Below are 13,205 nucleotides of genomic sequence, written 5' to 3'. Positions count from 1 at the left end.
GCCGAGCAGAAATGTCATCGTTGACTTGTGTCATCGATGACATCGAGTGGCCCGATGATGGACGCCATCCGGTCGGCACGTCAACGGTTCGGCCGGGACGTCCGCTGCGCGACTCGCCTGTCCGTCATGCGCGATCGGCCGTGGCGAGCTGCTCCAACTGGCTCCGCCACGGGGGGTTGGGACCGGAAACCGAGCAGGTCAGAGCAGCGACCCGGGTGGCGAACCGGCAGGCTTCCGCGACGTCGTCGAGCCGGAGTTCCGCCAGCCGGCCACCGAGCAGGCCGCGGGCACCCAGGTGGTGCAGCAGCCCGGCCGTGAAGGAGTCCCCCGCCCCGACCGTGTCGGCGACGCTCGTCGGCACGGCGGGCACCTGTGTCCGTTCGCCGTCGAGCGAGGCCAGGGCGCCGTCGGCGCCTCGTGTGATCACCACGAGGCGCGCCCCGGCGGCGTGCCAGATGTCGCACGCCTCCTGGGGCGGCGTGCCCGGCAGCAGGAGTTCCAGGTCGTCCTCGCTCAGCCGCAGCACGTCGGCGAGGCCGCACCAGTGCGCCAGCCGGGCACGGTAGACGTCGGGGTGCACCAGCAGCGGCCGGACATTGGGGTCGATGCTGACGGTCGCGTGAGGGGCTGCCGCCGCCAGGAACTCCTCCACCACCACCGCTCCGGGTTCCTGAACCAGGGCCAGGGATCCGGTGTGCACGCAGGCGGTCCCGGACAGATCCACCCGCGCCAGTTCCTCGGCCGTCCACTGCCAGTCGGCCGTGTTCTGCGCGTGGAAGGAGAACGCCGCCTGCCCCTGGGCGTCCAGTTCCGCCACGGCCAGCGTGCTGGGTTCCGCGGCCGGGACGGCGCTCGACAGGTCCACTCCCGATGTCTCCAGGTGGGCGCGGAACAGACGCCCGAACACATCGCCCGACAACCGCGCGAGGAAGCGGGCCGGGGTGCCGAGCCGGGCCAGGGCCACTGCCGTGTTCGCAGGTCCGCCGCCGGGCAGCACCCGCAGGGCGAGTTCGTTCGAGGCACTTGCGGGTTCGGCGAACGCGTCCGCGACGCACTCTCCCAGGACGGTGATCTGACGCGGGCTCATGGGCTGCTCTTCTCTGACGGACGTACGGGCACACCGGGCGTCGTGGTGCGGCTGCCGGACTGCCACGGAAGGGGCGGCCGCGAGCGTTGTCGATTTGTGACGCGTGCAAGGCATTGACGTGTCCGGGAGACGGAGTCCATCATCCTCGCCATGCAGTGTCAACGATGACATAAGTCAACGATGACACTCCGGGTGGCTTGCTCTGACATCAACCACGTGCCGCTCGCCATACCTCAGGAGTCGATCATGCCTCGCACCACTCGTCTGTCCTCCTCCCTCCTCAGAGCGGCCGCCGTCGCCGGCGTCGCGGCCCTCACCCTGACGGCCTGCGGCTCCGGCTCCGGTTCCGGGTCGGGCTCTTCCAGCTCCGGTTCGGGCGACGTCAAGGTCGGCCTGATCACCAAGACCGACACCAACCCGTTCTTCGTGAAGATGAAGGAGGGCGCGGAGAAGGCCGCGAAGGCCGAGGGCGTGCAGCTCATGACCGCGGCGGGCAAGTTCGACGGCGACAACGCCGGTCAGGTCACGGCCGTCGAGAACATGGTCGCCTCCGGCGTGAAGGGCATCCTGATCACCCCGAGCGACTCCAAGGCGATCGTGCCCGCGATCGAGAAGGCCAAGGCCAAGGGCGTCCTGGTCATCGCCCTGGACACCCCGACCGAGCCGCAGAGCGCGGTCGACGCCCTCTTCGCCACCGACAACCTCAAGGCCGGCGAGCTGATCGGCGAGTACGCCAAGGCCGCGATGAAGGGCAAGACGGCGAAGATCGCCGCCCTCGACCTCGCGCCGGGTGTGTCCGTCGGCGTTCAGCGCCACAACGGCTTCCTGAAGGGCTTCGGCGCCACCGACAAGGATGTCGCCTGTGCTCAGGACACCGGCGGCGACCAGTCCAAGGGCCAGACGGCGATGGAGAACTGTCTCCAGAAGGAGCCCGGCATCAACGTCGTCTACACGATCAACGAACCGGCGGCCCTGGGTGCGTACACCGCGCTGAAGGCCAAGGGCCGGGAGAAGGACGTCCTGATCGTCTCCGTGGACGGCGGCTGCACCGGCACCCAGGCGGTCAAGGACGGCAAGATCGCCGCGACCTCGCAGCAGTACCCGCTGAAGATGGCCGCCGAAGGCGTCAAGGCCGTCGTGACGTACGCCAAGGACGGGAAGAAGGCGTCCGGTTACACCGACACGGGCGTCACCCTGATCACCGACAAGGCGCAGGACGGAGTCACCTCCAAGGACACCGCCTACGGCCTGGAGAACTGCTGGGGCTGAGCCGCCCCCGACGACCGTACGCCCCTAACCCGGGCGGTCGGCCCCCTCCTCCCCGGCCGGGGGACGGCCGCCCTCTCGTTCCCTTGTCCTCCGGCAAGGAGAGACACGGACTTCTGTCTTCCGACAAGGACTTCGCATGACCGCCACGTCCACGCCCCCGAGCACGTCCTCGCCGTACGCCGGGCTCAATGCGCCGACCACGGCCCGCAGGCTGCTCACGGCACCGACCACCGGCCCGCTGGTAGCGCTCCTCCTGGCCTGCGCCTTCTTCTCGTTCTCCACCGACCAGTTCCTGACCGGCGGCAACTTCTCGCTGATCGTGCAGCAGGTCATGGTCGTCGGTACCCTCGCCATCGGTCAGACCCTGATCATCCTCACTGCGGGCATCGACCTGTCGTGCGGCGCCGTGATGGCGTTCGGCAGCATCGTGATCGCCAAGTCGGCCGCCGAGGGCTCCCTGCCACCGCTCGCCGCCATCGCCCTGGGCATCGCCGTCTGCGGCGGCTTCGGCATGCTCAACGGGGCACTGGTGAAGAAGATCCCGCTGCCGCCGTTCATCGTCACCCTGGGCATGCTCAACGTGGCGTTCGCGCTGACGCACATCTACTCCGAGGAGCAGACGGTCAGCAACCTGCCCGGCCCGCTGACGGCTCTCGGGGAGACCTTCCCGCTCGGCAAGACCGACATCACCTACGGCTCGCTGGTCACCATCGCTCTGTTTCTCCTCCTGGCCTACGCGCTGAGCAGCACCGGCTGGGGCCGGCACGTCTACGCCCTGGGCAACAGCCCGGAAGCGGCGCGGCTGAACGGCATCCGCACCTCCCGCCTGACCATCGGCGTCTACACCGCGGCGGGTGTCCTCTACGGCATCGCCGCCCTGCTCCTCATCTCCCGCACGGGTGTCGGCGACCCGCAGGCCGGGCAGACCGACAACCTCGACAGCATCACCGCCGTGGTCCTCGGCGGCACCAGCCTCTTCGGCGGACGCGGGTCGGTGCTGGGCACCTTCATCGGCGTCCTCATCGTCGGTGTGTTCCGCAACGGCCTGCAGTTGATGGGCGTCGCCTCCATCTACCAGACCCTGATCACCGGCGTCCTGGTGATCCTCGCGGTGACCGTCGACCAGATCTCCCGGAAGAAGGCCCGATGACCACCACCACTGAGACCCCCGTTCTGCAGGCTCGCGGTCTGGTCAAGCGCTACGGCCACGTCACCGCCATCGACGGCGCCGACTTCGACCTGATGCCCGGCGAGGTCCTCGCCGTCATCGGCGACAACGGAGCCGGCAAGACCAGCCTGATCAAGGCGCTCACCGGCGCGCTGGTCCCGGACGAGGGCGAGATACGCCTCAACGGCAAGCCGATCCAGTTCTCCGGGCCGCCGAGCGCACGCGCCCACGGCATCGAGACGGTCTATCAGGACCTCGCCGTGGCCGCCTCCATGGACATCGCGTCGAACATGTTCCTGGGGCGTGAGCTCCGCCGCCCCGGCGTCCTCGGCAGTGTCTTCCGCATGCTGGACAAGAAGCGCATGCGCCAGGAGGCCGCCGAGCACATGGCCGACCTGAAGATCGGCCTGCGCTCGCTGACGCAGTCGGTCGAGACGCTCTCCGGGGGGCAGCGGCAGGCCGTCGCGGTCGCCCGTTCCGTCGCCTGGGCGCGCAGTGTCGTCGTCATGGACGAACCGACCGCCGCCCTCGGCGTCAAGGAGTCCGGTCAGGTCCTCGACCTCATCCGCCGGGTCCGGGACAAGGGCATGCCGGTCGTGCTGATCAGCCACAACATGCCGCACGTCTTCGAGATCGCCGACCGGATCCACGTCCACCGCCTCGGCCGTCGCGCTGCCGTGATCAAGCCCTCCGACTACTCCATGGCGGAGGTCGTGGCCATCATGACCGGCGCACTCACCGTCGATGCGGCCGGAGGTACTGTCGTAGCCGATTCCGAAGCGGCGAAGGCCGCGGGAGTCCAGGCCAACTGAAGCACTCACAGGTTCCGGCCGAGGCCGCGGCCGGGACCGACGAGCACAGGAGACTGTTTCCTCCATGGCAGCGAACCGCCGCCCGACCCTGGCAGACGTCGCCCGAGAAGTGGGTGTCAGCGCCAAGACCGTCTCCCGCGTCCTCAACGAGGACGGCCCCGCCTCGGCCGAGACCAGGGAACAGGTTCTCGCCGCGGTGGCCAAGCTCGGTTTCCAGCCGAACCTCATGGCCCGCAACATCCGAGTGGGCGGGCCCGACACCACCATCGGACTGGTCATCCCCGACCTGGCCAACCCCTTCTTCGGAGCCGTGGCCAGGAGCATCGAGGACACGGTCCGCGACCGCGGCCTGACCCTGCTCATGGGCTCCTCCGCGGACGATCCCGACCGCGAGCGGTCGTTGACGGACAAGTTCCTCGCCCGCCGCGTCAGCGTCCTGATGGTCGTGCCGTCCGTCGGCGCCGACCACTCCCACCTCAAGACCCACCGCGCCGCGGGACTGCCGGTCGTCTTCATCGACCGCCCGGGGGCGGGCCTGGCCACGGACAGCGTCGTCAGCTCCAACCGTGACGGCTCCCACGAGGGCGTCGCCCACCTGATCGCCCACGGACACCGGCGCATCGGCTTCATCGGCGACCTGCCCACCAAGCTCTACACCCGTCGCGAGCGCCTCGCCGGCTACCGCTCGGCCCTGCAGGAAGCCGACCTCCCCTACGACCGCTCGCTCGTCGCCAGCGCACACGACCAGCAAGGGGCAGAGGCCGCGACCTCGAAGCTGCTCGACCTGGTCGACCCGCCCACGGCCCTCTTCGCCGGCAACAACATCATGGCGCTGGGCATAGTCGCCGAACTCGCCCGCAGCAAGCGCAAGGACGTGGCCGTCGTCGCCTTCGACGACATCTCGCTCGCCGAGGCACTCGAACCGGCCCTGACCGTCGTCGCCCAGGACCCCGAGGAAATCGGCAGAACCGTGGCGACCACTGCCCTGACCCGCCTCGACGGCGACCGCTCCCGTGCTCGCACCATCACCGTGCCCACCCGATTGATCGTCCGCGGCTCGGGCGAACAACCCGCGGCCGGCACGCGGGAGACCTGACCGGATCACGGAAGTCCCTCTACTCCTCAGCCTCGTTCGCGAACTGCAGAGAGATGCGGCGAAGGACGTCCGCGGCAGAGACGTCGGTGCGCCCTTCGTCATGGGCTTCGGCGAGTTGCACAAAGGCGAAGGAGAAGCAGTTGGCGATGCTCACGAGGGTGGGCCCCAGCTCCTCGGCGACGAGATCCGCGGCCGCGCGGCCGCCGGCATCCGCAGGAAGGTGGATCTGCGGCAGGGTCTCTGCCAGAAGCGCGGAGACAGCCCCGGTCAGCGCGACCTGCCCATCCGGGTTCTCGCGGACCTGCCGCCGCATCTCAAGCGCCTCAGTGAGCATCCCGACGACCTTCTGCATGATCTCTCGCTGCTCCATGGGCGCAGCCTAGACGTGCTGATGCCAGGGCGAGCTGCCGTCCTCCCTCCCCGTGCCGGGGCTGCCGGGCGATGGCTGCCCCTGTCTCCCGGCTGCCCGCAGCCTGATCGCGGTCCCGGAACCGGTCGGTGGGCGGCGCGTCCGTCCGGGTCAGCGGTGCTCGGGGTTGTCCGCCCCCGGGCGGCAGCCCGCGTCCCACTCCGAGCGCTGATTGCCGTGGGCGGGAACACCTCCGGCGCGCTTCAGCAGAGCCGCAACGTGCATCAGGTTCCAGGTCATGAAACTCGTGTTGCGGTTGGTGAAGTCGTTCTCCGGGCCGCCCGAACCCGCGTCGAGATACGACGGCCCGGGGCCGGCGGCCCCGATCCAGCCCGCGTCCGCCTGGGGCGGGATCGTGTAGCCGAGGTGCTGGAGGCTGTAGAGGAGGTTCATGGCGCAGTGCTTCACACCGTCCTCGTTGCCGGTGATCAGGCAGCCTCCGACGCGACCGTAGTAGGCGTACTGGCCCTGGGAGTTCAGCAGGGAGGAGCACGCGTAGAGGCGCTCTACGACCTGCTTGGTCACCGAGCTGTTGTCGCCCAGCCAGATCGGGCCGGCCAGGACGAGGACGTCCGCCGCCATCACCTTCTCGTACAAGTCCGGCCAGGCGTCGGTGGCGAAGCCGTGCTGGGTCATGTCCGGGTGGACGCCGGGCGCGATGTCGTGGTCGACGGCGCGGATCAGGTCCGTGGTCACACCTGCGCCGTCCATGATGGCCCGGCTCTTGTCGATCAGCCCCTGGGTGTGGCTGCGCTGCGGGGACGGCTTGAGGGTGCAGTTGATGTAGAGCGCGGTCAGGTCGTCGTAGTGGTGCACGGCACCGGTGGGAGAGGCGGGCTGCGCTGCCATGGCGGACTCCGGGGAGGAGAACGGACAGGTCAAAGACCGGGGGAAGGGCGGCTCGCCGAGCGGCCCCCGGCGGCAGCGTCTCGCGGAACTCGCGCGATGTCCCGCTGCGACCCACCTGCGGACGCCGATTTCCCCCCGCCGCCTTCCGACCGCTCGCCAAAGATCCTGGAGGCGGCAGCGGGGCCCCGGGGTGCGGCCGGACGAGGACGAGGCAGCAGGACACCGCCACGTGCCGGGCCACCGGCCCCATCCGAAGGGCCGGTCGATGGCAAGCCCCGCGGCAAGGAAGACCCGACCTACGTGGCGCGCCGGAACGCACCGCCCTCGTGCCACGGCATTCCCGGTGACGGTGCGACCCCTGTGCGTGAAACGCGGCTTGCCGACCCTGCGCGCCGTGGTTGCTCGCAGGGCACCGGCGATGACCGAGGGTGGACTCAACCGCCGGACGTCTGCCCCCGGCGCGGCATCTGGGGCGACTTCGCGGCCTCGGCCTCCGCCTTGGCGTCGCTCACCGCGGCGGCGGCCTGTTTCCCGGCCTCGTCAGCAGCCGCGGCGGCGTCGAGTGAAGCCGTCCGACCCGCATCGAGCTCCGGAGCCCGGCCTTCGTCCGACGTGTGATCAGCGCCGGCGCCGGCCGCTTCCTCAGGTTGCGCGGTTGTGTGAGGACCCGCCGCCGGCTGATCACCGAACGCGCGGGTGACGGTCCGGACTGCCTCGGTCAGCTCCCCCGGGATCACCCAGAACGTGTTGTTGTCGCTGCTCGCCAAGTGCGGCAGCGTCTCGAGGTACTTGTAGGCCAGGATCTTCGGGTCGGCATTGTTGCGATGGACGGCCTGGAAGACGAGCTCCACCGCCTTGGCCTCACCGTCCGCCCGAAGGATCATGGCCTGTTGGGTGCCCTGCGCCTCCAGGATGTCCTTCTGCTTCGTGCCTTCCGCGGTGAGGATCTTGGCTTGCCGCTCCCCTTCGGCGTGCAGGATGGCCGCGCGCTTGTCACGCTCGGCCCGCATCTGCTTCTCCATCGCTTCCTTGATGGTGTGCGGTGGATCGATGGCCTTGATCTCGACGCGGTTGACCCGGATGCCCCACTTGCCGGTGGCGTCGTCGAGGACGGCGCGCAGCCGGGAGTTGATCTCCTCGCGCGAGGTGAGCGTCTCCTCCAGGTCCATGCTGCCGATGACGTTCCGGAGCGTGGTCACCGTGAGCTGATCGATCGCGTGCAGGTAGTCGGCGACCTCGTAGGCCGCTGCCCGGGGGTCGGTGATCTGGTAGTAGAGCACGGTGTCGATGTTCACCACGAGGTTGTCCTCGGTGATCACCGGCCTGGGATCGGACGAATAGACCTGCTCGCGCACGTCGAGTTTGGTGTTGATGCGGTCCGCCACCGGGACGACCAGGTTCAGCCCGGGTTGCAGCGTCCGGCGGTATCGGCCGAACCGCTCGATGTTGTACCGGCGCGCCTGCGGGACGATCCGCACGGTGGAGGCCACGAGGAAGACGACAACAAGGGCCGCCACAAGAATGGGGATGACAACTGGATCCACAGTGCCTCCATTGCCGTGTGTTCAGCCGTTCAAGGAAGGAGTTCGCGGGGGTAGACGATGGCCGTGGCGCCTTCGATCTCCATGACGTCCACCCACGCTCCCACCGGGATCACGTGGCTCTCGTCGAGGGCGCGGGCGGACCATTCCTCACCGGAGAGTTTGATCAGGCCGCGGGTCGCGGTGACCTCCTGCTTGACCTCGGCCCGCTTGCCGATCAGCGCATCACTGCCCTCGAGGGTGAGGGGCTGCTGTGCCATATGGCGCCGCGCGACAGGACGGACGATGACGAGGCCCGCTGCCGCCGCTGCGCCCAGGGCCAGGAGCTGGCCGAGAAGGCCGATGCCCACACCAGCGACTACGGCGGCAACCAACGCGGCGCCCGCCAGCAACCCGAAGACCAGTGTCAGGGTGAAGAACTCCGCGGCACCCAGTGCCGCGGCGGCGAGCAGCCATACGAACCACGGCATCGCATCGCCCTCCTTCTGGGGCCTTCTCCACCAAGCTACCGCCCGGAAGGCCGGGCAGACAGGGCACCGGAGGTGCGGGCAGCTGAGCGCCCCAGCTGAAGCTGCGGCGCTGAGGCCTTTCCTCGCCCCCGGTCCCGACCTACGGCGGGCCTGGTTCCGGCGTCCGGGCGCGGGGGCCGCACCGGGCCGGCAGGCGGCAGGCGGCAGGCGGCAGGCGGCAGGCGGCAGGCGGCAGGCGATCCGTAGTACGGGAACCGGACAATGTAGCTCCCTGCCCCCCCCCCCGAAGCGGGCCCGCTTTCTCACCCTCGCCCGTCGACGACCCCGGATTCCCAGGCCCAAGCGGCGATCTCCACACGGTTGCGGGCTGAGAGCTTGATCTGCACGTTGGAGAGATGCGTCTTCACCGTGCCGACCGTGATGGTCAGTTCGGTGGCGATCTCGGCGTTGGTCAGCCCTCTGGCCACCAGGCGCACCAGGTCGTTCTCCCGCGCGGAGAGTACGGTGTGCGGTTCCCGGCGGGCGGGCACGGCGCTGTTGAGGCGCCGCAACAGCCGGACGGTGATGGCCGGGCTCACCAGCGCCTCGCCGGAGGCGGCCGCCCTGATGGCCTCGACGAGGAGGGCGGGGCCCGAGTCCTTGATCAGGAATCCGGAGGCGCCTTCGCCCAGAGCGCGCTGGACGTACTCGTCGTCGTCGAACGTCGTCACCACCACGACCTTCGGCGGATTCACGGTGCCGGGGCGGGTCAGTCTGCGCAGTGCCTCCAGCCCGTCCATGCGGGGCATGCGGATGTCCATCAGCACCACGTCGGGCCGGTGGCGCTCGGCGAGTTCCACCGCGTGCACCCCGTCCGTGGCCTCCCCGACGACCTCGATGTCGTCCTCCGCGGCGAGGATCATCGCGAATCCGGCGCGGACCATGGCCTGGTCGTCGGCGATCAGCACACGGATCGTCATGACGCCGCCGCCTTCGCCGGGGAGGCGGCCGGGGACACGGGGAGGGTCGCCTCGACGCCCCAGCCGCCGGCTGTCACCGGGCCCGCCTGGACGTCTCCGCCGATCAGGCCCACCCGCTCGGCCAGGCCCTTCAGCCCGAAGCCGCTCTGGGAAACGTGGCGCGGCCGTCCGTCGTCGCTGACCCGCACGGTGAGCCGGTCTCCCGAGCGGTCCACACGCACCCGCACCTCGGTGCACCCGTGGGCGTGTTTGCGTACGTTGGTGAGGGCCTCCATCACCACCCGGTGGGCGGTGGTGGACACCTCGACCGGCAGGTCGTCGAAGGTCCCTTCCAGTTCGAGCCGGGCCCGAGCGCCACCGACGGCGGAGAACTCCTCGACGAGCGTACGCACTTCACCGATGCCCGCCAGCGGCGTCAGTGTCACTTCGCCGTCGGCGTCACGCAGCATCCCCACCATGTGCCGCATCGAGGTCAGTGCCTCCGAGCCCGCCTGTTCGATCCGCTGCAGCGCGGGCGGTACGAGTTCGGGCCGTCGGCCGGCGATCGCCTGGGCCCCCTGCGCCTGCACGACGATGCCGGTCACGTGGTGGGCGACGAAGTCGTGCAGGTCCCTGGCGAACTCTGTCCGCTGCTCCAGGCGGAGGGCCGCCGCTTGGCGCCGCCGGTCCACCAGGAGCAGGCGCATGCCGAGACCGATGCCCAGCGCCGTGACCGCTGCCAGGGCGAAGAGCAGCGCCATGATGATGGTGGACTGCCGCACCGAGACCGACACCGGCCGCAGCACGATCGCCATGCCCAGCAGAGGGACGGCGAGCCCCACCCACGACGGCTTCCCTCGTCGGGCGACAAGCAGCAGGAGCCACACGAGCGCCGCCGGCTCGGCGAATCCCAACGACTGCGAGCTGCCCACCATTTCCAGGTGTATCCAGACCGAGAGGCACAACGACCCGACCGCGCCCACGCAGGCGGCCACCGGCAGCGCCCGGCGGTCGAGCCGGGGTGAGACGACGGCGAGAGCGACGATCAGCAGGGCGCCGATCAGCTTGGCGGGGCCGCGGTACTGGATCCAGTAGAGGCCGCCCGCCCAGTCGAGCACGACGAGGCCGGCCAGGGCCCCGCCGAGCAGCATCCACGCCGTGACGGGCAGGGCCTCCGAATGTCCCGTCTCCCTTGTGACCGTGGGTGTGGGCGCTTCCTTCGCCGCCTGCACCATCTCTCACCGTCCCTCCGGCGGACCGGCCGAAAGTCGGAGCCGGCCTCGCATGATCTGTCTTTCGCCCGATCCGCCGCGAGACGCCGCGGAGGAGAGTCGTGGTCACCGGGCGGCGTTCGCCATTCATCACGCAAGGACCACGTCATGATCACGGCCGACATCACCTTAGTGGGGAGCCCCAAAGGGGCCGGAGCCCGCGTAGGCGACTTCCCGGCAGTGGTCGACCGTACGCCGCCGGCCCTCTCCCCCACACGCACAGGGCCGGCCCTCCTCCCACACGCACAGGAGCCACACATGGACCACCCAGGGACGCATCGCGGAAACGGAACGGGCTTCGCACCCCCCGCCGGCGAATCGGCGATCGAGGCCCATGGGCTCGGCAAGCAGTACCGGCGCGGCTGGGCATTGCGGGACGTTTCCTTCCGGCTGCCGGCCGGGCGGGTCTGCGGCCTCGTCGGCCCCAACGGCGCAGGCAAGAGCACCCTGATGGGACTGGCGACCAACATGATCCGGCCGACGACCGGCGACCTGCGGGTGTTCGGCGCGGTACCGGGGTCGACGGAGTCGGTCCTGCGCACCGCGTTCCTCACCCAGGAGAAGCCGCTGTTCCGGCGTTTCACCGTGGCCGAGACCCTGCGCCTCGGCCGTGAGCTCAACCCCCAGTGGGACCAGGAGGTCGCCGAGGGCATCGTCCAAGCGGGCCGGGTGCCGCTGAAGGCGAAGATCGGCACGCTGTCCGGCGGGCAGCGCACCCGCGTCGCCTTCGCCCTGGCATTCGGGAAGCGCCCCGACCTGCTCATCCTCGACGAGCCGATGTCCGATCTGGACCCGCTGGTGCGCCGCGAACTCATGGCCGTGCTGAGGGCGGAGGCCGCCGAGCACGGCACCACGGTCCTGGTGTCCTCGCACATGCTCGCCGAGCTGGAGTACATCTGCGACTACCTCCTCGTCGTCGCGAACGGAGGTCTGCGTCTCGCGGGCGAGGTGAACGAACTGCGCGCCGCACACGCCCTGCTCGACATCCCCGGGGGCGGCTCGTTGCCCACCGTCGCACCCCACACCGTCATCGAGCCCCACCGCGGCGAGGGCCGGCCGGGCGTCCTGGTGCGGCTGGGCGCTCCGATCACGTCCGGCGGGCCGGTCACGCCTCCCACCCTGGAAGAGCTGCTGCTCGCCTATCTGCGTTCACCCGACGCGCCTTCGCTGATCGCCCCCAGCGCCCGCGTCGGCGACATCCACGACATCATCACCCGCGACCGGCAGAAGGCTGTGACCGCATGACCACGCTCACTCACGACCCGGCCCGCACGGCGCCCGCCGGGCGCCCGCAGAACGCGCCGGGCTCCCGGCAGGCCGCCCCGCGACTCGGCGGTACCGCCTGGCTCGTCTGGCGCCAGCACCGCGCCGCGTTCTGGACCCTCATCGCCCTCACCCTCCTGAGCGTGGTCGTGATGGTCTTTCTGCGCGGGCAGGTGGTGGACTACCTGGACGCGCACCCGCAGAAGTCCGGCGGCCTGCCGCCCGATTTCGAGACGTACACGTCCCGCCTGTTCAGTTTCGGCGGATACCTGGGCTTCGTCCCTCTCCTCACGGGTGTCCTGCTCGGTGCCCCGCTCATCGCGGGCGACCTGGAATCCGGCACCGCCAAGCTGGTGACCTCGCAGTCCGTCAGCCGGCTGCGCTGGCTCACCATGAAGCTCGCCATGCCCGCCGCGCTGATCGCACTGTCCACCGTCGTACTCGCCGCCGTCTTCAACTGGTGGTGGAGCCCGGTCAAGGGGCGGTCCGACACGCTGGAGTGGACCAGCGGCGCGTTCTTCGACGTCACCTCGGTGATGCCGGTGGCCTACGCCCTGCTGACGTTCGCCGTGGGCGCGGCGGTCGGCATGGTCCTGCGCCGCACGCTGGTGTCGATGGTGGTCACGCTCGGCGTCGTCGTGGCGATCGGGGTCGTCTGGGACCGGTTCCGGCTGAGCCTGGGGCACATCATGTCGGTCGGCACCGACAAGGGAGTAGGACCCGGCGCCGCGCGGCCGGAGCTGCCCGCCGGGGCGGTGCAGCAGGGAGAGGGCACCTACTTCCTCACCAGCTCCGGAGCCCGTCTCGACTGGACCACCTGCCTCGACAAGGTCGACAACGACCGGGCGCACACCGCCTGCCTGGAGTCCAAGGACGTCATCGGCTGGTCCATGGACTACCTCCCCATCTCCCAGATGCACACGATGCAGTGGCTCGGAGCGGGCATCATGCTCGCCGTCGCCGCAGCCATCGTCACCTTCATCATCGTCTGGGGCCGCAAGCGCCTGCTGTGACGTCCCGGCAGGGAAGAAG

General features: G+C 69.9%; 13 protein-coding genes. 6 read left to right on the top strand and 7 right to left on the bottom strand.

Annotated elements, in window-relative coordinates:
* Positions 1-124 precede the first annotated feature (124 nt).
* Positions 125-1,087, bottom strand: coding sequence for a carbohydrate kinase (locus ACFTZL_RS00415; RefSeq protein WP_382576363.1), 963 nt, complete (start codon positions 1,085-1,087; stop codon positions 125-127).
* Positions 1,088-1,333: 246 nt separating this feature from the next.
* Here ACFTZL_RS00415 and ACFTZL_RS00410 point away from each other — a divergent pair, with 246 nt between their 5' ends.
* The 4 genes from ACFTZL_RS00410 (at position 1,334) to ACFTZL_RS00395 (ending at position 5,432) form a co-directional block, all read left to right on the top strand.
* Entirely contained in the window at positions 1,334-2,356 is a 1,023-nt protein-coding gene (locus ACFTZL_RS00410; RefSeq protein ID WP_382576361.1) for a sugar ABC transporter substrate-binding protein, read from the top strand.
* 136 nt (positions 2,357-2,492) lie between these two features.
* On the top strand, positions 2,493-3,506 hold the full coding sequence (locus tag ACFTZL_RS00405; RefSeq protein ID WP_382576358.1) for an ABC transporter permease: 1,014 nt from the start codon (positions 2,493-2,495) through the stop codon (positions 3,504-3,506).
* On the top strand, positions 3,503-4,336 hold the full coding sequence (locus ACFTZL_RS00400; RefSeq protein WP_382576356.1) for an ATP-binding cassette domain-containing protein: 834 nt from the start codon (positions 3,503-3,505) through the stop codon (positions 4,334-4,336). Before ACFTZL_RS00405 ends, ACFTZL_RS00400 begins: the two co-directional genes overlap by 4 nt.
* Positions 4,337-4,400: 64 nt before the next feature.
* Positions 4,401-5,432, top strand: coding sequence for a LacI family DNA-binding transcriptional regulator (locus ACFTZL_RS00395; protein WP_382576355.1), 1,032 nt, complete (start codon positions 4,401-4,403; stop codon positions 5,430-5,432).
* A 19-nt stretch (positions 5,433-5,451) separates the two neighbouring features.
* Here ACFTZL_RS00395 and ACFTZL_RS00390 read toward each other — a convergent pair whose 3' ends face one another.
* From ACFTZL_RS00390 to ACFTZL_RS00365, 6 genes are all read right to left on the bottom strand, one after another.
* Positions 5,452-5,802, bottom strand: a complete 351-nt coding sequence (locus ACFTZL_RS00390; protein WP_382576354.1) for a hypothetical protein — start codon at positions 5,800-5,802, stop codon at positions 5,452-5,454.
* Between the two features lie 150 nt (positions 5,803-5,952).
* Positions 5,953-6,690, bottom strand: coding sequence for a flavodoxin family protein (locus ACFTZL_RS00385; protein WP_382576352.1), 738 nt, complete (start codon positions 6,688-6,690; stop codon positions 5,953-5,955).
* Between the two features lie 434 nt (positions 6,691-7,124).
* On the bottom strand, positions 7,125-8,234 hold the full coding sequence (locus ACFTZL_RS00380) for an SPFH domain-containing protein (RefSeq protein WP_382576350.1): 1,110 nt from the start codon (positions 8,232-8,234) through the stop codon (positions 7,125-7,127).
* Between the two features lie 29 nt (positions 8,235-8,263).
* On the bottom strand, positions 8,264-8,701 hold the full coding sequence (locus tag ACFTZL_RS00375; RefSeq protein ID WP_382498397.1) for an NfeD family protein: 438 nt from the start codon (positions 8,699-8,701) through the stop codon (positions 8,264-8,266).
* Positions 8,702-9,003: 302 nt separating this feature from the next.
* Positions 9,004-9,660 (bottom strand): response regulator, encoded by a 657-nt coding sequence (locus ACFTZL_RS00370; RefSeq protein WP_382576348.1) that lies wholly within the window; start codon positions 9,658-9,660, stop codon positions 9,004-9,006.
* Complete coding sequence (locus ACFTZL_RS00365; protein WP_382576346.1) at positions 9,657-10,874, bottom strand: sensor histidine kinase; 1,218 nt, start codon at positions 10,872-10,874, stop codon at positions 9,657-9,659. The genes ACFTZL_RS00370 and ACFTZL_RS00365 overlap by 4 nt, the downstream gene beginning before the upstream one ends.
* A gap of 294 nt (positions 10,875-11,168) precedes the next feature.
* On the opposite strand from ACFTZL_RS00365, the gene ACFTZL_RS00360 reads away from it, so the two are divergent.
* Positions 11,169-12,155: an ABC transporter ATP-binding protein gene (locus ACFTZL_RS00360; RefSeq protein WP_382576343.1), complete on the top strand. Its 987-nt coding sequence runs from the start codon at positions 11,169-11,171 to the stop codon at positions 12,153-12,155.
* Entirely contained in the window at positions 12,152-13,186 is a 1,035-nt protein-coding gene (locus tag ACFTZL_RS00355; RefSeq protein WP_382576340.1) for an ABC transporter permease, read from the top strand. Before ACFTZL_RS00360 ends, ACFTZL_RS00355 begins: the two co-directional genes overlap by 4 nt.
* Positions 13,187-13,205: the final 19 nt, after the last annotated feature.

The sequence above is a fragment of the Streptomyces sp. NPDC056948 genome (assembly GCF_042674225.1).
In the GTDB taxonomy this organism is placed as follows: Bacteria; Actinomycetota; Actinomycetes; order Streptomycetales; family Streptomycetaceae; genus Streptomyces; species Streptomyces purpurascens.
This window is presented reverse-complemented; position numbering and strand designations above follow the sequence as displayed.

Excerpts from the sequence above, each read along its gene's own strand:
- ACFTZL_RS00415 (WP_382576363.1), bottom strand. The coding sequence starts at position 1,087 with ATGAGCCCGCGTCAGATCACCGTCCTGGGAGAGTGCGTCGCGGACGCG.
- ACFTZL_RS00410 (WP_382576361.1), top strand. The coding sequence starts at position 1,334 with ATGCCTCGCACCACTCGTCTGTCCTCCTCCCTCCTCAGAGCGGCCGCC.
- ACFTZL_RS00405 (WP_382576358.1), top strand. The coding sequence starts at position 2,493 with ATGACCGCCACGTCCACGCCCCCGAGCACGTCCTCGCCGTACGCCGGG.
- ACFTZL_RS00400 (WP_382576356.1), top strand. The coding sequence starts at position 3,503 with ATGACCACCACCACTGAGACCCCCGTTCTGCAGGCTCGCGGTCTGGTC.
- ACFTZL_RS00395 (WP_382576355.1), top strand. The coding sequence starts at position 4,401 with ATGGCAGCGAACCGCCGCCCGACCCTGGCAGACGTCGCCCGAGAAGTG.
- ACFTZL_RS00390 (WP_382576354.1), bottom strand. The coding sequence starts at position 5,802 with ATGGAGCAGCGAGAGATCATGCAGAAGGTCGTCGGGATGCTCACTGAG.
- ACFTZL_RS00385 (WP_382576352.1), bottom strand. The coding sequence starts at position 6,690 with ATGGCAGCGCAGCCCGCCTCTCCCACCGGTGCCGTGCACCACTACGAC.
- ACFTZL_RS00375 (WP_382498397.1), bottom strand. The coding sequence starts at position 8,701 with ATGCCGTGGTTCGTATGGCTGCTCGCCGCCGCGGCACTGGGTGCCGCG.
- ACFTZL_RS00370 (WP_382576348.1), bottom strand. The coding sequence starts at position 9,660 with ATGACGATCCGTGTGCTGATCGCCGACGACCAGGCCATGGTCCGCGCC.
- ACFTZL_RS00365 (WP_382576346.1), bottom strand. The coding sequence starts at position 10,874 with ATGGTGCAGGCGGCGAAGGAAGCGCCCACACCCACGGTCACAAGGGAG.
- ACFTZL_RS00360 (WP_382576343.1), top strand. The coding sequence starts at position 11,169 with ATGGACCACCCAGGGACGCATCGCGGAAACGGAACGGGCTTCGCACCC.
- ACFTZL_RS00355 (WP_382576340.1), top strand. The coding sequence starts at position 12,152 with ATGACCACGCTCACTCACGACCCGGCCCGCACGGCGCCCGCCGGGCGC.